The sequence below is a fragment of the Pseudorhizobium endolithicum genome (assembly GCF_902153245.2).
Classification (GTDB): Bacteria; Pseudomonadota; Alphaproteobacteria; order Rhizobiales; family Rhizobiaceae; genus Neorhizobium; species Neorhizobium endolithicum.
Genome location: NZ_CABFWF030000013.1, coordinates 363,942 through 386,772 on the forward strand (window position 1 = coordinate 363,942; position 22,831 = coordinate 386,772).

At 62.4% G+C, this 22,831-nt stretch carries 22 protein-coding genes and 1 tRNA gene; 6 read left to right on the forward strand and 17 right to left on the reverse strand.

The window, feature by feature from the left end:
- Window positions 1-20: 20 nt before the first annotated feature.
- The 9 genes from bamA to RTCK_RS14970 form a co-directional block, all read right to left on the reverse strand.
- Entirely contained in the window at window positions 21-2,378 is a 2,358-nt protein-coding gene (gene bamA / locus RTCK_RS14930; protein WP_142520799.1) for an outer membrane protein assembly factor BamA, read from the reverse strand.
- Between the two features lie 187 nt (window positions 2,379-2,565).
- Window positions 2,566-3,690, reverse strand: a complete 1,125-nt coding sequence (gene rseP / locus RTCK_RS14935; RefSeq protein ID WP_142593434.1) for an RIP metalloprotease RseP — start codon at window positions 3,688-3,690, stop codon at window positions 2,566-2,568.
- A gap of 46 nt (window positions 3,691-3,736) precedes the next feature.
- The gene (locus RTCK_RS14940) at window positions 3,737-4,570 is read right to left on the reverse strand and encodes a phosphatidate cytidylyltransferase (RefSeq protein ID WP_142593369.1); all 834 of its coding nucleotides are present in this window, start codon (window positions 4,568-4,570) and stop codon (window positions 3,737-3,739) included.
- The gene (locus RTCK_RS14945; RefSeq protein ID WP_142593370.1) at window positions 4,570-5,313 is read right to left on the reverse strand and encodes an isoprenyl transferase; all 744 of its coding nucleotides are present in this window, start codon (window positions 5,311-5,313) and stop codon (window positions 4,570-4,572) included. The genes RTCK_RS14940 and RTCK_RS14945 overlap by 1 nt, the downstream gene beginning before the upstream one ends.
- 45 nt (window positions 5,314-5,358) lie before the next feature.
- Window positions 5,359-5,919: a ribosome recycling factor gene (gene frr / locus RTCK_RS14950; protein WP_142520802.1), complete on the reverse strand. Its 561-nt coding sequence runs from the start codon at window positions 5,917-5,919 to the stop codon at window positions 5,359-5,361.
- Window positions 5,920-5,958: 39 nt separating this feature from the next.
- Entirely contained in the window at window positions 5,959-6,681 is a 723-nt protein-coding gene (gene pyrH / locus RTCK_RS14955) for a UMP kinase (protein WP_142593371.1), read from the reverse strand.
- A gap of 92 nt (window positions 6,682-6,773) precedes the next feature.
- Entirely contained in the window at window positions 6,774-7,700 is a 927-nt protein-coding gene (gene tsf, locus RTCK_RS14960; RefSeq protein WP_142593372.1) for a translation elongation factor Ts, read from the reverse strand.
- Between the two features lie 162 nt (window positions 7,701-7,862).
- On the reverse strand, window positions 7,863-8,636 hold the full coding sequence (rpsB, locus tag RTCK_RS14965) for a 30S ribosomal protein S2 (RefSeq protein ID WP_142520805.1): 774 nt from the start codon (window positions 8,634-8,636) through the stop codon (window positions 7,863-7,865).
- Between the two features lie 192 nt (window positions 8,637-8,828).
- Window positions 8,829-9,434, reverse strand: coding sequence for a hypothetical protein (locus RTCK_RS14970; protein ID WP_328803974.1), 606 nt, complete (start codon window positions 9,432-9,434; stop codon window positions 8,829-8,831).
- 144 nt (window positions 9,435-9,578) lie between these two features.
- On the opposite strand from RTCK_RS14970, the gene RTCK_RS14975 reads away from it, so the two are divergent.
- Both RTCK_RS14975 and RTCK_RS14980 read left to right on the forward strand, forming a co-directional pair.
- Entirely contained in the window at window positions 9,579-10,793 is a 1,215-nt protein-coding gene (locus RTCK_RS14975) for an NADP-dependent isocitrate dehydrogenase (protein WP_142520807.1), read from the forward strand.
- A 218-nt stretch (window positions 10,794-11,011) separates the two neighbouring features.
- Window positions 11,012-11,638 (forward strand): glutathione S-transferase family protein, encoded by a 627-nt coding sequence (locus RTCK_RS14980; protein WP_142593373.1) that lies wholly within the window; start codon window positions 11,012-11,014, stop codon window positions 11,636-11,638.
- Between the two features lie 35 nt (window positions 11,639-11,673).
- On the opposite strand, the gene RTCK_RS14985 is transcribed toward RTCK_RS14980, so the two are convergent.
- From RTCK_RS14985 to RTCK_RS14995, 3 genes are all read right to left on the reverse strand, one after another.
- Window positions 11,674-13,296, reverse strand: coding sequence for an ABC-F family ATP-binding cassette domain-containing protein (locus RTCK_RS14985; protein WP_142593374.1), 1,623 nt, complete (start codon window positions 13,294-13,296; stop codon window positions 11,674-11,676).
- 78 nt (window positions 13,297-13,374) lie between these two features.
- Window positions 13,375-14,871: a trigger factor gene (tig, locus tag RTCK_RS14990; protein WP_142593375.1), complete on the reverse strand. Its 1,497-nt coding sequence runs from the start codon at window positions 14,869-14,871 to the stop codon at window positions 13,375-13,377.
- A gap of 144 nt (window positions 14,872-15,015) precedes the next feature.
- A tRNA-Leu gene (locus tag RTCK_RS14995) sits at window positions 15,016-15,100 on the reverse strand.
- 543 nt (window positions 15,101-15,643) lie between these two features.
- Here RTCK_RS14995 and RTCK_RS15000 point away from each other — a divergent pair.
- From RTCK_RS15000 to trmFO, 3 genes are all read left to right on the forward strand, one after another.
- A complete protein-coding gene (locus tag RTCK_RS15000; protein ID WP_142520811.1) occupies window positions 15,644-15,790 on the forward strand; it encodes a DUF1127 domain-containing protein in 147 nt (48 codons plus the stop codon).
- A gap of 241 nt (window positions 15,791-16,031) precedes the next feature.
- Entirely contained in the window at window positions 16,032-16,175 is a 144-nt protein-coding gene (locus RTCK_RS15005; RefSeq protein WP_142520812.1) for a DUF1127 domain-containing protein, read from the forward strand.
- A gap of 279 nt (window positions 16,176-16,454) precedes the next feature.
- Window positions 16,455-17,918 carry a methylenetetrahydrofolate--tRNA-(uracil(54)-C(5))-methyltransferase (FADH(2)-oxidizing) TrmFO gene (trmFO, locus tag RTCK_RS15010; protein ID WP_142593376.1) on the forward strand — a complete coding sequence of 488 codons (1,464 nt, stop codon included), beginning with the start codon at window positions 16,455-16,457 and terminating at the stop codon, window positions 17,916-17,918.
- Here trmFO and RTCK_RS15015 read toward each other — a convergent pair.
- The 4 genes from RTCK_RS15015 to yajC all read right to left on the reverse strand — a co-directional run bounded on the left by RTCK_RS15015 (window position 17,873) and on the right by yajC (window position 20,054).
- A complete protein-coding gene (locus RTCK_RS15015; RefSeq protein WP_185928020.1) occupies window positions 17,873-18,328 on the reverse strand; it encodes a hypothetical protein in 456 nt (151 codons plus the stop codon). The genes trmFO and RTCK_RS15015 overlap by 46 nt on opposite strands.
- Before the next feature lie 69 nt (window positions 18,329-18,397).
- The gene (locus RTCK_RS15020; protein WP_408004552.1) at window positions 18,398-19,240 is read right to left on the reverse strand and encodes a phytoene/squalene synthase family protein; all 843 of its coding nucleotides are present in this window, start codon (window positions 19,238-19,240) and stop codon (window positions 18,398-18,400) included.
- A gap of 5 nt (window positions 19,241-19,245) precedes the next feature.
- The gene (locus tag RTCK_RS15025; RefSeq protein ID WP_142520815.1) at window positions 19,246-19,632 is read right to left on the reverse strand and encodes an Mth938-like domain-containing protein; all 387 of its coding nucleotides are present in this window, start codon (window positions 19,630-19,632) and stop codon (window positions 19,246-19,248) included.
- 71 nt (window positions 19,633-19,703) lie between these two features.
- Window positions 19,704-20,054 carry a preprotein translocase subunit YajC gene (gene yajC / locus RTCK_RS15030; RefSeq protein ID WP_142520816.1) on the reverse strand — a complete coding sequence of 117 codons (351 nt, stop codon included), beginning with the start codon at window positions 20,052-20,054 and terminating at the stop codon, window positions 19,704-19,706.
- Between the two features lie 196 nt (window positions 20,055-20,250).
- Here yajC and RTCK_RS15035 point away from each other — a divergent pair, with 196 nt between their 5' ends.
- Window positions 20,251-21,123, forward strand: coding sequence for an ATP-binding protein (locus RTCK_RS15035; protein WP_142520817.1), 873 nt, complete (start codon window positions 20,251-20,253; stop codon window positions 21,121-21,123).
- Between the two features lie 51 nt (window positions 21,124-21,174).
- Here RTCK_RS15035 and RTCK_RS15040 read toward each other — a convergent pair whose 3' ends face one another.
- The gene (locus tag RTCK_RS15040; RefSeq protein WP_142593378.1) at window positions 21,175-22,740 is read right to left on the reverse strand and encodes a peptidoglycan DD-metalloendopeptidase family protein; all 1,566 of its coding nucleotides are present in this window, start codon (window positions 22,738-22,740) and stop codon (window positions 21,175-21,177) included.
- Window positions 22,741-22,831: the final 91 nt, after the last annotated feature.

Sequence of the window (22,831 nt, forward strand, 5' to 3'; positions counted from 1 at the left end):
CGCAGTTCTGTCAGCCGTGATCAGAACTGGTTTGCCATGCTGAACCGGAATTCCTGGGTTTCGTCAAAGTCTTCCTTGACCACCGGTACGGCGTAGTCGAAGCGGATCGAACCGAAGGGCGAGGCCCACTGGATACCCGCACCAACGGACGCACGCCAAGCCATGCTCGTTCCTTGGACGGTTTCGCCGCTGGTATCCACATCGTTGCCGTACAAGGTACCGGCATCGGCAAACACCGCTCCGCGAAGACCGAAGTCTTCCGGGAAGGCCGGCATCGGGAAGGTCACTTCGGCCGACGCCGTGAAGTAGGTCGTGCCACCGATCGCATCGCCGTTCAGCATGCGCGGGCCGATACCCTGGTTCTCGAAGCCACGGATCTGACGGCCACCGACCATGAACTGGTCGAACACGTTGAGGTCGTCTCCTGTTCCAACCACATGACCGGCACCGACGGCAACGGAACCAATGATGTCCGCTTCTTCCGACAGCAGGTGGAAATAACGGGCGCGGCCGTAGATCTTGTAGAATTCCGAATCGCCGCCGAGACCGGCATATTCGTGCGTCGCCGAAACGTAGAAGCCTTCACGCGCCAGCTTCGTGTCGTCGAGCGTGTTGTAGGTGAGCGTCTGGGACACCGACGACTGAACGAATTCGCCTTCGTTGATCAGATCCTCGTATGGCGCAGAAAGATTGTCGCCTGCCGTATTCGGCGTGCCGGCCTGCCAGTCGCCGTCACCCTCATACTCGATCTGCTTGTAGGTATAGCGGAACGTCGTTGCCAGATCCTCGGTGATGGGCGCCGTCACACGCAGCGTCACACCCTGCTCGTCGTAGTCGTAATAGCTTTCCGACGAGGTCTGGTTCTTGAAGAGGTCGAAGCCGGCAGCCAGACGGTAACCGAGGAAATAAGGCTCGGTGAACGAAAGGTTGTAGCTGCGCGCATCGTCCAGACCGCCACCGACGGCGACGCGGATGAACTGGCCGCGGCCGAGGAAGTTCTTCTCTTCGATCGAGGCTTCGAGGATGAGGCCATCGCCACCGGCCGAATAGCCGGCACCAATGCCGAACGAACCGGTCGGCTGATCCTCGACGTCGACAATCACGACGACGCGGTCGGAAGCCGACCCCTGCGACGTGGAGATGTTGACGGTTGTAAAGTAGCCGAGAGCCTCGAGACGGCGCTTGGCGCGCGAAACCATCTGCTGGTTGAACGCATCGCCTTCGCTGAAGTCGAACTCGCGTCGGATCACGTAATCGCGGGTGCGCGTATTGCCGCGGATCTCGATCCGCTCGACATAGGCGCGCTCGCCCTGGTCGACGAGATAGGAAACGCCAACGGTCTGGGTTTCGAAATTGCGGTCGCCACGCGGTGTCACCCGAGCAAAGGGATAGCCGGCCGACGCAACGCGCTGGGAAATCGCCTCCATCGACTTCTGGACGTCGCCGGCATCGTAGACGTCACCCGTCTTCGTGCGAACGAGACCTTGCAGGTCTTCGGAGCTCACGCCGTCCACCGTCGATTCGACGACCACATCGCCGAACCGGTAGCGGGGACCTTCCTCGACGGTGAAGGTGATGTTGTACTGGTTCGACGTCTCGTCGAGCACCGCTTCCGAGGAGATGATGCGGAAGTCGGGATAGCCGTGATTGTAGTAGAACTGGCGCAGCGCATCCTCGTCCGCGCGCAGCTTGTCCTGGCTGTAGACGTCCTTGCGGGTCAAGAAGGACAGCGGCCCGGATTCCTTCGTCAGGATGACCGATTGGAGACGACCGTCGCCATAGGCCTGGTTGCCCACGAAGTTAATGTCCGCGATCTTCGTGCGGTCGCCTTCGTTGATCACGAAGGCTACGTTCACGCGCCCCTCGCCGACCGGAGCCGTCTGGGTGGTGATCTCGACATCGCCGCGGCCGATCGCGGAATAGGCTTCGCGCAGACGCTCGATGTCGGCGTTGATCATTTCCTGATTGTACGGACCGAGCGACTGGGTCTGGACGACAGCGGCAAGCTTATCGTCCTTGATCTTGCGGTTGCCGTTGAAGACGACCTGGTTGACCAGCTGGTTCTCGCTGACCGAGACGACAAGGGTGCTGCCCGAAACGCTGATGCGCACATCCGAGAAATAGCCGGTAGAGTACAGACGCTTCACCGATTCATCGATATCGGCATTGGTGAAGCTGACACCCGGCTGGATCGTCAGGTTGGCACGGACAGCCTCTTCCCCGGCGCGCTCTGCCCCTCTCACCTGAACACTGCGGATAACGGCCGCTTGCGCGACGGAAGCTGAGGCAAGTACCGATACGCCTGCGCCCGATGCAACAACACTAGCAGACAGCGCAAACGCCGACACTGCGTTCAAAAACCTTGAACCAGCCTTCATTTCAAATCTTACCTTTTCCCGTTGTCCCTCGGCGGGTGAAGCCCGACTCCGGCCACACGTGTGTCGTTTTACCTTCTTTTGCCCTACAAGCAAGGCATCACGTTAAATTCTGTTTACTTCCTTGCCGCCCGTGGCAACACGGACACGCACAGTTCAAAACACGGTAAACAAACAGTTTTCATCAAATTCAACCGATCCACCGGCCGATGGTGTCGTTCCAGGTGGCAAACACCATCAGCGTCAGGATCATGGCGAGCCCGAACCGGAAGACGACGTCCTGAACCCTTGGGCTCAGCGGCCTGCCGCGCACTGCCTCCAGGGCATACATGAGAAGATGCCCGCCATCCAGGACCGGGATGGGAAACAGGTTCATCAAGCCCAGCGACACCGAGATGACGGCCGCGAAGTTGAGGACCGCCGCAAAACCGAGGGTCGCCATCTGCCCCGTCGTCTCCGCAATGCGGATGGGCCCGCCGATCTGGTCCGCGCTCATGCGGCCGGTGAATATATTGCCAAGGTAGCTGAACGTGCCGCTGATGATGTGGCCCGTTTCGCGAACACCCTCCACCACAGCCTCGACCGGTGAATAGGTTTCCAGGCGGAAATTCCCCCGCTCGGCATTGGTAACGATGCCGATCTGGCCGAGCTCGACCTTGTTGCCGAACTGGTCGGTGATCTCCGTCCGCTTCGGCGTCACCGGGAGTTGAATCTCACGCCCCCCGCGCTCCACGGTCATGAGGATGGTCGTCTCGGGACGCACGGCGACATAGCGGCGGACATCGTCGAAGGTCCGGATCGGCTCTCCGTCCAGCGCCACCAGAAGATCGCCCGGCTCGATACCCGCAGAGGCCGCAGCACTTTCGGGGCGAACCTCAGCCACGACAGGATCAGAGACCATCTTGCCATAGGTGACGAACAACGCGGCGAAGATGGCAATCGCCAGGAGGAAGTTGGCGATCGGGCCGGCTGCGACCGTGGCCGCCCGCTTCCACAGCTTCGCGCCGGCGAGCGTCCGCGCACGCTCTTCCGGCGTGAACTTGTCGAGATTGGCCATATCCGGCACGCTGGCGGCATCCTCGTCGCCGAAGAACTTGACATAGCCGCCAAGCGGAATGGCGGACAGCTTCCAGCGGGTACCGTGGCTATCCGTGAAGCCTACCAGTTCCGGACCGAAGCCCACCGAGAAGGCCGTCACCCTGATCCCGCACCAGCGGCCGACGAGATAGTGGCCCATCTCATGGACGAAGACGAGCACCGACAGGACGATGATGAAGGGAATGATATAGCCCGTGAGAAGCCCGATGATCGCCATCATGTCCATCCGTCCAATCGATTTGCGGTTGTCGCCGGTCCAGCTTCTATAAACCGAACAGGAAGTTGCCGACCGTCACTCCGGCCCGGCCCGTCAGCGGGCCATAGGCAAGCGTGAGAAGAAACACCGCGAAGCAGGCAAAAACGAGACCATCGACCCGGTCCATCACGCCGCCATGCCCCGGGATAAGCTTGCTGGAATCCTTCACACCGAAGCGGCGCTTGATGAAGGACTCAAAAAGATCGCCTATCTGGCTTGCGACCGAGAGGACCAGCGCCAGGACGATAATCCACGCGGATACCTTGCCGAAAAGCCCCAGGGTCAGCAACAGGCCTGCAATGATCGCAGAAACCGTGCCGCCGATCGCCCCGGACCATGTCTTGCCGGGCGATATGCGGGGAGCAAGCTTCGGTCCCTTGAGGGCTCTTCCGACGAAATAGGCGAGGATATCCGTCGCCCAAACGACGGTAAAGACGAAGAGGATCGCCGCCAGCCCCGAGAACCCGCCTTCCCGAATTGCTCCAAAAGCTACGCCGCTGAGACCGGAATAGACGACGCCTGCGGGCAGCCACCAGGTCCCGCCGCCGACAACGACGATCAGTGCCATCGTGACGGCCAGCCCGCTGAGCAGCGGCATGCTCATATCGGCGTCGCCGAAGGCTATGTTGGCGGCGAGAAGGATAATCCCGACCCACGCGACAAGGTTACCGGTAAAATTCTTCTCCGTGAGCTTGGTGATCGTCGACCATTCGAAATAGATCAGCAGCGAGATCGCTGCTGCCAGCAGGCGAAAGGCCAGCCCGCCGACCCAGGTGGCTGCCAGAACCACGGCGGCCATGACCACTCCGGAGACAATCCGGCGCTTGAGTTCGGGACTCATTAGCCAACCACCGCGGTTGTGGCACTGGAAAGTCCACCGAAACGGCGATCCCGTGCCGCATAGATCCGCAACGCCTCCTCGAACTGCTGCCGATCGAAATCAGGCCAGTAGCACGGCAGGAAGACGAGCTCGGAATAAGCAGCCTGCCAGAGGAGGAAGTTCGAGAGGCGCTCTTCGCCGCTGGTGCGGATTATAAGGTCCGGATCGGGAATACCGGCCGTGTCGAGACGGCTGCCGATCGCATCGGAATTGATATCCTCGGGCTTGAGAAGACCTGCCTGGACATCGCGTGCAAGCCTGCCGACGGCTCGGGTGATTTCGTCGCGGGCCCCGTAGTTGAAGGCGATGACCAGCGTCATCGCCGTATTTCCGCGCGTCGTCTCCTCCGCCTCCAGCAGCAGCGGCAGGATATCGCTACGAAGCTTCTCCCGCTCACCGATGATACGGATGCGGATATTCTCGCGGTGCAGATCCGCCAGATCACGGCGGATAAATCTGCGCAGCAATCCGAGCAGATCCTCGATCTCCGATTCCGGCCGCGACCAGTTCTCGGAGGAGAAAGCGAACAGCGTCAGGAATTTCACGCCCGTTTCGCCAGCGGCTTTCACCGCCTCGCGAACCGCCTCGACGCCCTTGTTGTGGCCGATCGTGCGCGGCAGGCCGCGTTGCTTCGCCCACCGTCCGTTGCCATCCATAATGATGGCGACGTGCTGCGGGATGACCGGTAGATCGAGGTTTGCCATGTGAGTTCCGGTTATCGGATGCCAAGGAGTGCGATGCAGGCCGGACTAGACCTGCATGATTTCCTTTTCCTTCTCGCCAAGCAAGCGATCGACCTCGGAAATCGTATCATCTGTCATCTTCTGGACCTTGTCTGACAGGGATCGGCTTTCATCCTGACCGATGTCACCGTCCTTTTCGGCCTTTTTCAGGGCGTCCATCCCGTCGCGACGAACATGGCGAATCGCGACCTTGGCCTTCTCCGCATAATCATGGGCGACCTTCACGAGCGACTTGCGGCGCTCCTCGTTCAGTTCCGGGAGCGGGATGCGCAGGTTCTGGCCATCGACGATCGGGTTGAGCCCCAGATGGGATTCGCGAATGGCCCGGTCGACGGCGCCGACCATGGACTTGTCCCATATGGAAACGCCGAGCATGCGGGGCTCCGGCACGGTGATGTTGGCGACCTGGTTCAACGGCACCCGCGAGCCATAAGCTTCCACGGTCACCGGATCCAGGATGTTGGCGGATGCGCGGCCGGTCCGCAGCGAGGCGACGTCGCCCTTGAAAGCGTTGATTGCACCTTCCATGCGGCGCTTGATGTCGTTGAGATCGATGGCTCCAGTCATCCGTCTACTCCCTTATTCTTCTTGGCTTGCGAGACTTCTTCAGTTGTCGGAGACGATGGTCTTGCGGCCACCGCCGGTCAGTATCTGCGCGAAACCGCCCTTCTCGTGGATCGAGAACACGATGATCGGGATCGCATTTTCGCGTGCGAGCGCAACGGCCGCCACGTCCATGACGGCCAGCCCCTTTTCCAGAACCTCGCCATGGGTGAGGCTTTCGAAGCGGGTCGCCGCGGGGTCCTTCTTCGGATCGGCCGAATAGATGCCGTCCACCTGGGTCCCCTTGAAGATGGCCTCCGCGCCGATCTCCGCCGCGCGCAGCGCCGCGGCCGAATCGGTCGTGAAGAAGGGGTTCCCTGTACCACCCGCAAAGATCACCACGCGGCCCTGCTCCAGATGATGGAGCGTGCGCAGTTGCGTGAAGCTCTCGCAGATCTCCGGCATGGCGATGGCCGAGAGGACAACTGTATCAATGTCGAGCTTGCGCAGCGATGTCGCAAGCGCCAGCGCGTTGATGACGGTGGCTAGCATGCCCATGTGATCGCCCGTCACGCGATCCCCGCCCTTGGAGGCGACCGCGACGCCGCGAAAGATGTTGCCTCCGCCGACCACCACGCCCACTTCAACGCCCATCGCCCTCGCTTCTGCGATATCGGAAGCGATGCGATCGGCCACCGCAACGTCGATGCCGAACCCCTGGCTGCCCATCAGGGCTTCACCGGAGGCCTTGAGAAGAACGCGCTTGTAGATAGGCTTTGGGGACATGGGCACTCCTGGCGATCAAATGGCATGCGGATACACGAAGGGCACCGCGTTGTCACGCGATGCCCTTCGCTTTCACCAATCGAATGAAGGTGTCAGCCCTTGGCGGCTGCAGCCACTTCAGCTGCGAAATCCGACTCTTCCTTCTCGACGCCTTCGCCGAGGAGGAGGCGGACCATGCCGGTCACCTCGATCGGAGCGCCGACATCCTTCTCGGCTTCCTTGACCGCGGCGCCGACCGTCAGCTCCGGGTTGATGACGAAGGCCTGCGAGAGAAGCGCCACTTCCTCGAAGAACTTGCGCATGCGGCCCTCGACCATCTTCTCGATGATGGCATCCGGCTTGCCGGAAGCGCGCGACTGCTCGATGAAGACGTTGCGCTCGCGCTCAGCTACGGCGGCGTCCACTTCCTCGGCGCGGATGGCGAGAGGTGCGGTGGCGGCGACATGCATCGCGACCTGACGGCCGATAGCGGCCAGCGCGTCCTTGTTGCCGGTCGACTTCAGCGCCACGAGAACGCCGAGCTTGCCGAGGCCGTCCGCAGCGGCGTTGTGGATATAGGTGGCGACGATGCCGTCATCGACGGAAAGCATGGCGGAACGGCGGAGGTTCATGTTCTCGCCGATGGTCGCAACCGCGTCCTTGATGGTGTCGCTGACCGACTTGCCGGAGGCCGGATAGACCGCTGCGCCGATGGCCTCGACGGAACCGTCGGTGGAAAGCGCAACCTGGGCCACGCCGCGAACGAGATCCTGGAAGGCATCATTGCGGGCAACGAAGTCGGTCTCCGAATTGACTTCGACCACGACGGCCTTGGTGCCGGCGCTGGCAATACCGATCAGGCCTTCGGCGGCGGTACGGCCCGACTTCTTGTCGGCCTTGGCAATGCCCTTGGCGCGCAGCCAGTCGATCGCCGCTTCCATGTCACCATTGTTTTCGGCAAGTGCCTTCTTGCAGTCCATCATGCCTGCGCCGGTCTTCTCGCGCAGTTCCTTCACCATTGCGGCTGTGATTTCGGTCATTGTGTGCCTCTTGTTTCAAGATCGCCCAGGCCGGAAAATCGTCGGCAAAGGCAGCGTTGGGGACGAATGTACCCGGAAGTGTGACAGGGTCATGAACCCTTGCCGGGGAGATGCGCCTCGACCCGGAGAAGAAAGGCGGCGCAAGCGCCGCCTTCGCTGAGATCAGGCCTGCGCCTCTGCCTCGCCCTCGAGGGCCGGCTCGATCGGGGCTTCGGCGGATGCGCCGAGGTCGCGGCCGGAAGCACCCTGCTGACGTGCGATACCGTCGATGGCAGCGCGTGCGATCAGGTCGCAGTAGAGAGCGATGGCGCGCGAAGCGTCGTCGTTACCCGGGATCGGGTAGTCGATCAGGTCCGGATCGCAGTTGGAGTCGATGATGGCGACGACCGGGATACCCAGACGCTTCGCTTCGTCGATCGCGATCTTTTCCTTGTTGGTGTCGATGATGAACATAAGGTCCGGCGTGCCGCCCATGTCACGGATACCGCCGAGTGCCTTTTCCAGCTTCTCGCGCTCGCGCTCGAGGTTCAGGCGCTCCTTCTTGGAGTAGCCGGAAGCTTCCGACGACAGGATCTCGTCGAGCTTGCGCAGGCGCTGGATCGAGTTCGAGATGGTCTTCCAGTTCGTCATCATGCCGCCGAGCCAGCGGGAGTTGACGTAGTACTGAGCCGAGCGCTTGGCGCTGTCGGCGATCAGTTCGGACGCCTGGCGCTTGGTGCCGACGAACAGAACGCGACCGCCACGGGCGACGGTGTCAGAAATGACCTGCAGGGCGCGCGACAGCATCGGCACGGTCTGCGCGAGGTCGATGATGTGGATGTTGTTGCGATCGCCGAAGATATACGGCTTCATCTTCGGGTTCCAGCGGTGGGTCTGGTGGCCGAAGTGAACACCAGCTTCCAGAAGCTGGCGCATGCTGAAATCAGGCAATGCCATGCCTTTTTCTCCTTTTCCGGTTGAACCTCCGCAAGGCGAACAGCACCCTCTTCGAGGGCGCCACCGGCGGAAAAGCCCGGATTTCTCCCGGACGATCCCATGCCCTACGTGTGGAATGGTGGTGCGCATACAGCCGATCCCGCCAAAAGGCAAGGCCAGGGCGGAAAATAACGTCGCGCGTGGCGCTTCCGGTTACTGGCCTTCCGTCGCCAGTTGCCCCATCTCCGCCAGCAGGGAATCCTGGCCGTCCGGCCCGATCCGGTGAATGTCGTCGATGACGTACCGGCCGTCTTCCGCCACCACGTCGAACAGAACCTCGTTCAGGCTGTCCCTGAGTTCCACCTGGTCCAGGCAGCGCCACAGCTTGAATGTCACCTTCACCGGCGTCTTTCCGTCCTGTGCACCAGCAGGATGGATACTGACATCTTCCAGAGGGCAGCCGTCCTGCGAGGCGGTGACGACATCATAGCCGAAGGGGTCCCCCGGACCGCCGTCTTCCGTCTCATAGGCGGGCCGTTTGGCCGCCTCGCGGTAGGCCGCCTGGAACCGGAGGCTGAACAGGCGTCGCAGCGGATCCTCGGCAAAGAGGTAGCTCCATTCGCCGTCCGTGCTCGCCCAGTTGCGGGTGGTAACGTCCATCACCTCGCGAACGGGGTCCGTTGCCCCGGCCGCCGGAGCGGCGGTGGCAAGGGCACAAAATGCCGCTGTGAGCAGGAGTATCCGCATGACGATGTTCGACTCTTGTTGAATGGCACGATCTTCCACCACCGCACCGATTCTCACAATGGCGGCGGACACACCCGCCGCCGGTCCGGTACGGCGAAAAAAGCGCTCCGACCAGCGTATGACTTTGCGTTCCGGTCCCTGGATGCTATAGCGCAGCGCACATTCGTGTCCAATCTGCCGGGGAACCGCTGCCGGCCAGCATTCGAAGAGGAATCCATGCAAAAGATCAAGGTAGCCAATCCGGTCGTCGATCTCGACGGCGATGAGATGACCCGCATCATCTGGCAGTTCATCAAGGACAAGCTGATCCTGCCCTACCTCGATCTGCCGATCGAATATTACGACCTTTCCGTCCAGAACCGCGATGCCACGAACGACCAGGTGACGGTCGATGCGGCCAACGCCATCAAGAAGCATGGTGTCGGCATCAAGTGCGCGACCATCACGCCGGACGAAGCCCGCGTGGAGGAATTCGGCCTCAAGAAGATGTGGAAGAGCCCGAACGGGACGATCCGCAACATCCTCGGCGGCGTGATCTTCCGCGAGCCCATCATCATGAAGAACGTGCCGCGCCTCGTGCCCGGCTGGACCCAGCCGATCATCGTCGGCCGCCATGCCTTCGGCGACCAGTACCGCGCCACCGACTTCAAGTTCCCCGGCAAGGGCAAGCTGACGATCAAGTTCGTCGGTGAGGACGGTCAGACGATCGAGCACGACGTGTTCGACGCACCGTCCGCAGGTGTTGCCATGGCGATGTACAACCTCGACGATTCGATCCGCGATTTCGCCCGCGCCTCCTTCAACTACGCCCTCCAGCGCGGCGTGCCCTGCTATCTCTCCACGAAGAACACCATCCTCAAGGCCTATGACGGCCGCTTCAAGGACATCTTCCAGGAAATTTACGACGCGGAATTCAAGGCGCAGTACGAAGCCAAGAAGATCTGGTACGAGCACCGCCTGATCGACGACATGGTTGCAGCCGCCCTCAAGTGGTCCGGCGGCTATGTCTGGGCGTGCAAGAACTATGACGGCGACGTGCAGTCGGACATCGTCGCACAGGGCTTCGGCTCGCTCGGACTGATGACCTCGGTGCTGATGACGCCGGACGGCCAGACGGTCGAGGCAGAAGCCGCCCACGGTACGGTGACCCGCCATTACCGCCAGCACCAGAAGGGCCAGGAGACGTCGACGAACTCGATCGCCTCGATCTTCGCCTGGACGCGTGGCCTCGCCCACCGCGCCAAGCTCGACGACAATGGCGAACTTGCGCGGTTCGCCTCGACGCTGGAGCGCGTCTGCATCGAGACGGTGGAATCGGGCTTCATGACGAAGGACCTCGCGCTCCTCATCGGTCCGGACCAGCCGTGGCTCTCGACCACCGCCTTCCTCGACAAGATCGACGACAACCTCAAAAAGGCCATGGCTGCCTGACAGCCTTGCAACCACGACACGATAAGGCGACGGCGGGAGAAATCCCGCCGTTTTTCGTTTCCTTTCGCAACCCTCTGCTCTCTCCCTTTTCGAGGCTCCCGGCTCGGGGGACGGCGGCCGCGATCGTGTGGCCCAGGCGCTGGAATACTGCCTGACGGTGCGAGTTGATTTCCAACGCGCGCTTCGCTAGAACATATGGCGAACGGAGGAGAGCCATCATGACGGACGAACTTGTTCTCTACACCAACCCGATGTCGCGCGGCCGGATCGCCCGATGGATGCTGGAGGAGGTCGGCGTCCTCTATCGCCGGGAAATCCTCACCTTCTGCGGCACCATCAAGGAAGCCGACTACCTCCGGCTCAATCCCATGGGCAAGGTCCCGACGCTGCTCCACGGCGAAAAGGTCGTCACCGAATGCCCCGCGATCTGCGCCTATCTGGCTGACGCTTTCCCGCAGGCGGGGCTTGCGCCGCCACAACGTGAGCGGGCGGACTATTATCGCTGGCTCTTCTTCGCGGCCGGTCCGCTGGAGGCGGCTGTCAGCAATCGTGCCCTCGGCTTCCAGGTCCCTGAGGATCGTCGCGCCATGATCGGATACGGGAGCTATGCGGAGGTAATCGAGACGCTCGAAAATGCGCTCACCGACCGCAGCTACATCGCCGGCAGCAGCTTCACGGCGGCCGACGTCTATGTCGGCTCGCACCTGATGTGGGGCATGCAGTTCGGTTCGATCGACAAGCGGCCCGCGTTCGAGACCTATGTGGCGCATCTCCACGACAGGCCGGCGCACCTGCGGGCGACCGAACTCGATGATGCCGACATGGGGGTACTACAGGGGGCCTGACTGCCTCCCGACCGCAATCGGAGGGCGACGAGGCATCAGGCCGCAAGACCCGGCGCCTCATAGCCCGTCCGTTCGACATATTCCCGGTAGCCGCCGTCATAGCGGTGCACGCCATCGGCCGAGATCTCCAGCACGCGGTTTGAAAGCTCGGATAGGAAATGCCGGTCGTGGCTGACGAACAGCATGGTACCTTCGTACTCGGAGAGCGCCCTGATCAGCATCTCCTTGGTGTCGAGGTCGAGGTGGTTGGTCGGCTCGTCAAGAACCAGGAAATTTGGCGGGTCGAACAGCATCGCGGCCATGACGAGGCGCGCCTTCTCTCCGCCCGACAGGACACGGCACTTCTTTTCCACATCGTCCCCTGAGAATCCGAAGCAGCCGGCGAGCGTCCGCAGCGTTCCCTGCCCTGCCCGCGGAAATTCCGACTCCAGCCATTCGAATACCGTCTGCTCGCCATCCAGGACGTCCATGGCGTGCTGGGCGAAATAGCCCATCTTGACGCTGGCGCCGATCGTCACCGAGCCCTGGTCCGGTTCGGCGGAACCTGCGATCAGCTTCAACAGCGTCGACTTGCCGGCGCCGTTGACGCCCATGATGCACCAGCGCTCTCTGCGGCGGATCATGAAGTCGAGCCCGTCATAGATCGTGCGGCTGCCATAGGCCTTGTGGACGCCCTTCAGGCTCGCGACGTCTTCCCCCGAACGAGGCGCCGGCTGGAACTCGAAGGCGACCGTCTGGCGCCGGCGGGGCGGCTCCACGCGCTCGATCTTGTCGAGCTTCTTCACACGGCTCTGCACCTGGGCCGCATGGCTCGCCCGCGCCTTGAAACGCTCGATGAACTTGATCTCCTTGGCAAGCATCGCCTGCTGGCGCTCGAACTGCGCCTGCTGCTGCTTCTCGTTCTGCGCCCGCTGCTGTTCGTAGAAACCGTAGTCGCCGGCATAGGTATTCAGCGAGCCGGCATCGATCTCGATGATCTTGTTGACGATGCGGTTCATGAACTCGCGGTCGTGCGAGGTCATCAGCAGCGCGCCGTCGTAGTTCTTCAGGAACTGCTCCAGCCAGATCAGGCTCTCGATATCCAAGTGGTTCGAGGGTTCGTCGAGCAGCATGACATCGGGGCGCATCAGGAGAATGCGAGCCAGCGCCACGCGCATCTTCCAGCCACCCGAAAGCTTGCCGACATCGCCGTCCATCATCTCCTGGCTGAAGGAGAGGCCTGCCAGCACTTCGCGCGCCCGGCTTTCGAGCCCGTAGCCGTCAAGCTCCTCGTAGCGTGCCTGCACTTCCCCGTAGCGCTCGATGATCTCGTGCATTTCGTCCATCCGGTCCGGATCGACCATCGCCGCCTCCAGTTCGCGAAGCTCGGCCGCCACCGTACTGACCGGCCCTGCACCGTTCATGACCTCGGTTACGGCACTGACGCCGGACATCTCGCCTACATCCTGGTCAAAGTAGCCGATCGTCACGTTCTTCTCGACGGAAACCTGACCCTCGTCCGGGCTTTCCTGGCCGGTGATCATGCGGAACAGCGTCGTCTTGCCGGCGCCGTTCGGCCCCACCAGGCCGATCTTCTCGCCGCGATTGAGGGCAGCCGAGGCCTCGATATAGAGGATTCGGTGACTATTCGACTTGCTGATGTTTTCGATGCGGATCATGGCGGGACAAATTCGGGAGGGACAACAAAAAAGCCGGATCGTTGCCGACCCGGCTTCTCGATTTACGCGAACCGAGGATTATTCGGCGCTGTCGTCAGCGGCCTTCTTCTTCGGCGCAGCCTTCTTCTTCGGAGCCGGAGCCTCATCGGCACTCGCCTCTGCAGCGTCTTCCTTGGCGGCAGCCTTCTTCTTCGGCGCAGCCTTCTTCTTGGCAGGCTTGTCGGCGGCGTCGGAGCCTCCCTCGTCGTCGGCCAAGAGCTCTTCCTTGGAAACCTTCTTATCGGTCACGTCGATCTCGGAGAGCAGCTTGTCGACAACCTTCTCTTCGAAGATCGGCGCGCGCAACGATGCGGAGGCACCCGGCGTATTGCGGAAGTAGTCGAGGATTTCCTTCTGCTGGCCCGGGAACTGCTGCAACTGGGCAAAGAGCGCGCGCTGCATTTCTTCCTCGGTCACCTCGACGCCGCCCTTCTCGCCGATCTCGGAGAGAACGAGGCCGAGACGGACGCGACGCTCGGCAAGCTTGCGGTATTCCTCGCGTGCTTCCTCCTCGGTCGTGTCTTCGTCCTCGAAGGTCTTGCCGGACTGGGCAAGATCGGTGTTGATCTGGCGCCAGATGTTCTCGAACTCGGCGTCGACAAGGCCCTGCGGCGTGTCGAACTTGTACATCTCATCGAGCTGGTCGAGGATCTGACGCTTGACCTTCTGGCGGGTGACGTTGCCATACTGGCTCTCGATCTGGCCGCGGACGATCTCCTTGAGCTTGTCCAGCGATTCAATGCCAAGCTTGGAGGCGAGCTCGTCATTCAGTTCCAGTTCGGCCGGAGCTGCCACTTCCTTGACGGTGACGTCGAAGGTGGCTTCCTTGCCCGCAAGGTTCGCTGCCGGATAATCGGCCGGGAAGGTCACGTTGATGGTCTTCTCGTCGCCCGCCTTGACGCCGACCAACTGATCTTCGAAGCCGGGGATGAAGCGGCCGGAACCGAGTACCAGCTCGGCATCCTCGGCAGCGCCGCCGTCAAAGGCTTCGCCGTCGACCTTGCCCAGATAGTTCATGGTGACGCGGTCGCCGTTCGCGGCCTTGCCCTTCTTGGTTTCGTAGGTGCGGGCGCTTTCGGCGATCTTGAGGATCTGCTCGGTCACTTCCTCATCCGAAACATCGACGACCTCGCGCACGACCTTGATCCCGTCCGTCGACTTCAGCTCGATCGGCGGGATGACTTCGTAGGAGAGCGTGAACTCGAAATCGGCCTGGGCGCTGAGGATCTTCTCAGCCTCCGCCTCGTCTTCGGTCATCGTGATGGATGGCTGGGTGGCGGACTTCTCGCCGCGCTCGGAAAGGATCTTCGTCGGGCGCTCGCGAACGATCTCGTTAACCAGTTCGGCCATGATCGACTTGCCGTACATCTTCTTCAGATGCGCGACCGGCACCTTGCCCGGACGGAAGCCGTTGATGCGGACCTTGTCCTTGGCATCGGCGAGGCGCTCGTTCATCTGCGCTTCCATGTCCTTGGCCGGAATGACGACCTTGATTTCGCGCTTCAGCCCTTCAGCGAGCGTTTCGGTAACCTGCATTTTAAAACCTTCATATCGTGGCGGCGGTGCTCAGACAGCCGTTGGTTTTCGATGAGCACGACGCCGGAACCTGAGTGACCGGCCGCGACTTCTGGAACGCTGATCTCTAGCCGGTAACGGCTCCCGATCCGGCTCCTGCGGCTCTGGTGCGGGTAGAGAGACTTGAACTCCCACGCCTTGCGGCACCAGAACCTAAATCTGGCGTGTCTACCAATTTCACCATACCCGCGCTCCAGCCGCGCAAAATCCCCGCGAGGAGGCTTTCGGAGCGCGCGTCTCTATATCACCCGTTTCCCCCGGCGCAAAGGGAAAATGACAGCTGTACGACGACGCCGGACGCAGTCGGGGGAACCGATCCCGACGCCCCGCCCTCCTGTCATTCATCCTTTATTAACCGTCGGCATATAAGCTTGTCCTAAATCGAAGACGCCTCCGCTCGACCCGCCCCTTTGGCGACCGTGGGAGGCGATCGGAAAATTCGGCGGCACGCATCCTCCTCCTCTCGCGTGCGGCCGGACGCTGGCAGCTCCTCCTCGAGGCCAGCTTTGCAAATAGCGCCTGCCGGTATCCTCCCCCGGCAGGCGCTATTTGCATCCACTGCCTGGCAGTCTCCAAGCAACCCCTGAGCGCCCCGCGCGATGCAATGCGTGACGTGCATAGGTGGCATCCATTCTTGACGCTGTCATCTCTTCGCACCGCAACATATATATCGCTCATGAGATTAAACCGGCGCCGGGACGGGAGCCGGAAAGAACGAACAAAGGGCATGAAGATGAACATCGCACGCAAACTCAACAACTGGCGCAAGTATCGCGAAACTGTGAACGAACTCGACCGGATGAGCGACCGCGAGCTGCACGATCTCGGCATCGGCCGCAGCGACATCCGCCGCGTTGCGCGGACCGCCGTCGGCTTCTGACACGGACGCAACGTCGTCTGACCTTGAGAACGCCCCGCACGGGGCGTTTTTTTTATGGGCAGGCATAGATAAACAGGCACAGATGAAGCTGCCGCTTTTCTCGCCGTCGCCTTCTTCTTCATCAAGATCCTGCGCATTTGCATGGCAGTCGCCTATTTATTGCACTGCACATTGTTATTATTCGCGCGTATAAGTTTCTCATCGCCGGACGCAAGACCGGTTGAAACTTGAGGAAACCACGATGAACCCGCTTCGCCTTGCCAAGAACTGGCTCAACTACCGTCGGACGGTCAACGAGCTTGGCAGCCTTTCCAACCAGGCTCTCAACGATATCGGCCTGACCCGTTACGACATCCGTCACGTCGCCGCCCGCTCCTTCCGCTAAGCTGCACTGACCCCACCGCTTCGGCGGTAGCCGCAGAGCCTGGACGGACAAACGCTTCGACTTCATGGGCACCCGCCAGGGTGCCTCAGACTGCTGACAAAGTCCTTTCGGATCTCACTTCCGCGACTTTGATTCTGATCCGTTCTTCTTTCGATTCAGAGACGTTCCGTGGATCTTGGTCTTTGCGGATGGGTGTCATGGGTTTGTCAGCAAACTGGGGCACCCGCCAGGGTGCCTTTTTGATTCCGGTCAGGTCGCAGGCGTGATATGAGCCCGGCCATGAAAGACATAGCTTCCTCCCCCATCCACGTCGTCGGCGGCGGCCTCGCCGGCTCCGAAGCCGCCTGGCAGATCGCCCAGGCCGGCATACCCGTCATCCTCCACGAGATGCGCGGTGTTCGCGGCACCGATGCCCACAAGACGGACGGCCTTGCCGAACTCGTCTGTTCCAACTCCTTCCGGTCGGACGACGCCACCTCCAACGCGGTCGGCGTCATCCATGCCGAGATGCGGCTTGCCGGCTCGCTCATCATGGCCTGCGCCGATCGCTACCAGGTGCCGGCCGGCGGCGCGTTGGCGGTGGATCGGGACGGCTTTTCGCAGGCCGTGACCAGTGCCATAGACGGCCATCCGCTCATCACGGTCCTGCGCGAGGAGATCCAGGGACTTCCGCCGAATGATTGGGATCTGGCGATCGTCGCTACCGGTCCCCTCACCTCGCCCTCGCTCGCCGCCGCGATCCAGGCCGAGACAGGCGAGGATTCGCTTGCCTTCTTCGATGCCATAGCGCCCATCGTCTACCGCGACTCCATCGACATGGACATCTGCTGGTACCAGTCGCGCTACGACAAGGTCGGCCCCGGAGGTACGGGCAAGGACTACATCAACTGCCCGATGGACGAGGCGCAGTACAATGCCTTCATCGATGCGCTCGTCGCGGGTGATACGGTGGGCTTCAAGGAATGGGAAGGCACGCCCTATTTCGACGGCTGCCTGCCGATCGAGGTCATGGCCGAACGGGGGCGCGAGACGCTCCGCCACGGGCCGATGAAGCCCATGGGGCTGACGAATGCCCATAATCCGACCGTGAAGCCGTATGCCGTCGTCCAACTGCGACAGGACAATGCCCTCGGCACGCTCTACAACATGGTCGGCTTCCAGACGAAGCTGAAATACGGGACGCAGGCGGAGATCTTCCGGATGATTCCCGGTCTGGAAAAGGCCGAGTTTGCGCGGCTCGGCGGCTTGCACCGGAACACCTACATCAACTCGCCGATGCTCCTCGACGGAACGCTGACGCTGAAGAGCCGGCCCGGCCTGCGTTTCGCCGGCCAGATCACCGGCTGCGAAGGCTATGTGGAAAGCGCAGCCATCGGTCTGCTCGCAGGCCGTTTCGCGGCGGCGGAACGCAAAGGCATCGTACTGGCGCCCCCGCCGGCAACAACCGCCCTGGGCTCCCTGCTCGGCCATATTACGGGTGGGCATCTCGTTTCCGACGACGAGCCCGGCAAGCGCTCGTTCCAGCCGATGAACATCAACTTTGGCCTGTTTCCCGAACTCGAACCGGGTGCGATCACGAAGCCGGAGGGAATCAAGCGCTTCCGCGGCAAGGACAAGGCGATCATGAAGAAGCAGTTGATGGCCGCGCGGGCGCTCCGCGACTGCGCCGGCTGGCTTGAAGCTGCGCGCTCGGTCGGTCAACCGGCCTCGTCTGCGGCACTCCTGTCGGCCGATGCAATGTAGTTGCCGAGCAGCCAGAGCGAGACTTCGGCGGCTTCCGCTTCCGTCCTGAAGACGAACTCGCCGTTGTTGCCCGGCGAGTCGAGAAAGTCCGCGGAAAAGCCTCGCGGGTCCTCCAGACCCTGGACCCGCACCCTGCCCGGCCTTATCAGGTGGCAGGTGTAGTGTTTCGCATGGCTGCGCATGATTCCGGTCTTGCCGTCATGCAACCTCACGAAGATGGCGCTGCCATCTGCCGTGCCGTGGAGCTCCCGGATGGCCTCGTTCGGAAACGCGCGCCCGAATTCGATGAGCGCAAACCCGAAATCGTGCAAGCCCTCCCCATCCGGATCGCGCCGCGCCATTCGTGTCGCATAATAGGCGAACAGCACGATCAGCACGAAGATGATGGACCAGACGATGATGGAATCCACGTCGAACTCCTCGCAGTTGCAGACCCCAGCACTCTAGACGCCGAGACTTGCGTGAGTATTGGCCGGGCGTCAGAACCGCTGGAGAAATTGCGCTTTCGCCATGCGCAACTGCCGGCGCCACTGCGGCGGCTGGATGTTCCGCTCGAATATCTGCGCGCCCGCCCGCATCGCCTTGCGCAGAACCGGCTCGGCCAGGGCGACCGGCAGGAAGGCAGGGAACACTGCTTTCGACACCGCCCCTGCGCTTCTCGCCTTTGCGAGATGCTCCAGCCCCAAACCCGCGAAAGCTTCTATCGCAGCCGATATTCGGGCGGGATCCCGACCCGCCAGGAATGCATCGCGATCAAGACCGGTGGCATTCAATATCTCCAGGGGCACATAGAGCTGGCCGCGCTGACGGTGCAGGGGCATCAGGAGCAGGAGCCCGGCAATCGCCTGCGCAACGCCGGCGTGTCCGGCAGCCTCGGCGGAGCGCGCCGCGTCGTCAGCCGACAGCACAAGGCTCGCCAACTGGATGAGAGCAGAGGCCGTCTCGCCGGCATAGCCTTCCAGCTCGTTTCGGGTCGACAACGGATCGTCGTACAGATCCCCGATCCGCGCATCGATCATCGCGACGAGGCTTTGCCTAGGCAAGCGGTAGCGGTCGACTTCCTCCAGAAGGGCCGCCGCCACCGGGTTGGCGCCCGCATCACCGTGGGCGCTACCCTCCAGCAGATCGCGCCACCACTGCAGGCGTATTTCTCCGGGCAGAGCCTCGCGGACCACATCGCGCACCCGAGCAAGCTCCGCATTGAAGGCATAGAGGGCCGCGAGCGGCCTCCTCTTGTCCTGCGGCGACAGCAGACAAGCGAGATATCGGTCGCGATCCGTATCCCGCAGCGTTGCGAGAAGTATATCCAGATCGGTAGCCAAGTCCGTCACACCGCGACAAGAGCCGCGGCCACCGCGCGCGATTCCGCCAGCATGACATTATAGGTTCGCACGGCGGCTCCCGTGCTCATCGGGTCGGAGGCGATGCCGCGCGCCTTGAGTGCCGCCTTCAGCGACTGCGGCAAGGGGCGCAATTCGCGACCGGTGCCGACAAGCAGCACCTCGATCTCGCCCGCCTCGTCGAGAACCTTCGACAGCGCCTCGGCGTCCAGTGCGTCGCCCTCGGTAAAGTCCCAGCCGTGAATGCCGGAAGGCAGGCACAGGAGCGAGCCGCGATGCGACATCTCCGCGAAGCGGAAGCCCCCATTGCCGTAGGCATCAATCGGCGCACGGCCCGGAAAATGGGCGTCGCGAATCTCAATTCCTTTTGGCACCGTTTCGTGCCTCCATAGAGTTCATCCGCCGTCGAGGCAGGCGGCGCGCACCGAGCGCGCCACCTCTCGGATCAGGATGCGGCAGCGTCGGTCTTGACCGGTTCGCCCTTCACCCGCACTTCGGCGACATAGGCACGCAGCGCGCGGACCTTCACGCCTTCGGCGATTTCAACCTCGACCTCGTTGTCGTCCACGACCTTCGTGACCTTGCCGGCAATGCCGCCACCAAGAACGACGTTGTCGCCGCGGCGGATGTTGGAAAGCATTTCCTGGCGCTTCTTCATCTGGGCGCGCTGGGGACGGATCAGGAAGAAGTACCAGACCACCATGAGCGGTGCGAAGAGGAAGAGCATTTCGAGACCGGACCCCATCGCAGACGGAGCTGCACCCTCGGCCTGGGCAAATGCTTCAGTTATGAACATCGAGTACTCCATGATTGGCAGGAGCCCAATGCCCCCCTTCTTGCAAGTGGCCGGAATATAATTGCGATCACCCCGAATGCAACAGAAACAGGTTCCAGCCCGTACCAAATCCACGACTGCCTGGCTTTTGAAGATGAAAGGGCCGTGCTAACGGCGGCAGGGTCACCCATAGACGCGCGCCACCAGGAGGAACCACGTGACCGACGAACTCAACCAGCGCCTTCTCGCCGAGGTGAAGCGCCTGGCGGACGCCCTCGAGCGGCTTGCGGGGCCGCCGCCCTCCGAAAACGACTGGTCCTCCGCTGATTGCTTCGTCTGGATTCCGGCCAACCAGCGCCTTCAACCTGTCCCCCGCCCGAACAGGGTTGCCTTGTCGCTGATCCGCGGCGTCGACCATGTGCGGGACATCCTGCACGAGAACACGCTGCGGTTCGCCGAGGGTTTTCCCGCCAACAACGTCCTGCTCTGGGGCGCGCGCGGCATGGGGAAATCTTCCCTGGTGAAGGCTGTCCACGAGGATGTCCGCGCGTCAACCGGCAGCTCGCTGAAACTGGTCGAGGTGCACCGCGAGGATATCGCGTCCCTGCCTGCCCTTCTCGATATCCTCAAGACGTGCGGTCATCGCGTCATCGTCTTCTGCGACGACCTGTCCTTCGACCACGACGACACGGCCTACAAGTCCCTCAAGGCGGCGCTCGATGGCGGCATAGAGGGCCGGCCGGAGAATGTGCTCTTCTATGCCACGTCCAACCGCCGCCATCTGCTGCCGCGCCACATGATGGAGAACGAGCAGTCGACAGCCATCAATCCCTCCGAGGCCGTGGAAGAGAAAGTATCGCTGTCGGATCGCTTCGGCCTGTGGCTCGGCTTCCACAAGTGCAGCCAGGACGACTACCTGGCCATGATCGACGGCTATGCCAGCCACTTCCGCCTTCCGCTTGAGCGCGAGACGCTGCACCACGAGGCACTCGAATGGGCGACGACACGCGGCGGCCGCTCGGGACGCGTGGCCTGGCAGTATATTCAGGACCTTGCAGGCCGGCTGCGGGTGCCGCTGCACGCCGGATAACGAAAAGCCCGGACGGGCCGGGCTTTTCCTCCTTCCCTGAGACGCACTACTCTATTCAAGGAAAGTGATCGGGTTGACCGGGGTGGCATCCTTGCGCACCTCGAAGTGGACCTGCGGGCGCTTGGCGTCGCCGCTCATGCCGGAGCTTGCAATGGTCTGGCCGCGCGTGACCTTCTGGCCGCGGGAGACGTTGAGGCTGCCCGCATGGCCGTAGACGGTGACCTTGCCGTCGTCGTGACGGACGAGGACGGTATTGCCGAGCTGCTTCAGGCCGTTGCCGGCATAGATCACCACGCCGTTCTCGGCGGCCTTGATCGGCGTGCCTTCCGGCACCGAGATGTTGATGCCGTCGTTGCGGCTGCCCTCGACGTTCTGGCCGAAGCCCGCAATGACCGCGCCGTTCACGGGCCAGCGGTACTTGCCGATACCGGTCGACTGGGGAGCTGCCGTGGTGACATCCGACTTAACCGCAGCCTCTGAGACCGACGCGGTCTCGACTGCCTTTTCGGCCGCGGGGGATTGACTCTGGGCGGGAGCCTTGGTGGGAGCTTGTGTCGCCTGCGTTGCGGCAGGTACTTCCTGCACCTTCGCAGGCTTCTCCGGCACCGAGGCCGTCTTCACCGGGTCCGTGGCGGCAGGCGCCGAGGCATCCAGGTTCAGCACCTGGCCGATCCGAATGCTCTCGTTGGTCAGGCCATTGGCAGCCTTGAGCTGATCGACCGTCATGCCGTTGGCGCGGGCGATCTTCGTCAAGGTATCGCCCGGCTTTACGGTGTAGGTGCCGCCTGCGCCGGATGGCGGAGTGAGCTTGCCCGCCTCGGAGGAGGCCTTGTCGCGGGTTGCGCCCGGCAGAACGGCAACCTTTTGCTCCTGCTGCTGTACGGGCGCCGGCGCCTTGTTCTGCAGGTCGATTTCGCCTGCCGCGACCTTCGCCGAGTTGCTCGCCGGACCGAAGGTCGGGATGATGACGGACTGCCCAGCGACAAGGTTACCGCCGTTGGCGCGGAGGATCTCACGCTCCGGAACGCCGTAGCGCCGAGAGAGCGTGGCGGCGGACTCACCGGCCTTGAGCGTCACCCGCGGCGCGTTCACCGTCGACCAGCCGGAGGATGTCTTTACCGTACCAGTGGTGACGGGATCGGCGTCAGCGATGCCGGGCCGTGCCGGAGCCGGGCTCGCTTGTCCGCCGGAAGGGAAAGGCTGAGCCATGGCCTGCTGGCGGCTCGACAGATCGCCGCGAGAGGCCGTCGAACCTGCCGGAGGCGCGAGTTCCCCGCGCTGGACTGTGGCGGGAGCCGAAGCCGTGCGGGCAGCGGACGGAATGGAAACGTAGTCGCCACCTGCCGGCGGATAGGGTTGACCCATTGCAGCACCCTGGCCGCCGTAGCCGGCGCCCGGAGCCGACGCGACCTCGCCGCGAGGCGTCGGGGCCTGGCCATAGGCGCCACTTCCCTGCCTTTGCGGGATCGACGCCGTCGTGATGGAATCGGTGCCGGAAAACAATCCGGAAAAGCGGGTCGCGTCGGAACTGCAGCCGCTGGCAGCACTGGCGAGCAAGACGGCACCTGCAATCCGGAGAAGCGATTGACGGGACTTGAGCGAACTCTTGATACGCATGACTCGACCTAACGTGACGCAACCATCGTTAGGTGTGATTAAAACCCGTTAGTCTTACTGGCGGGTTAAAGCCGGGATATCGAATTTGATT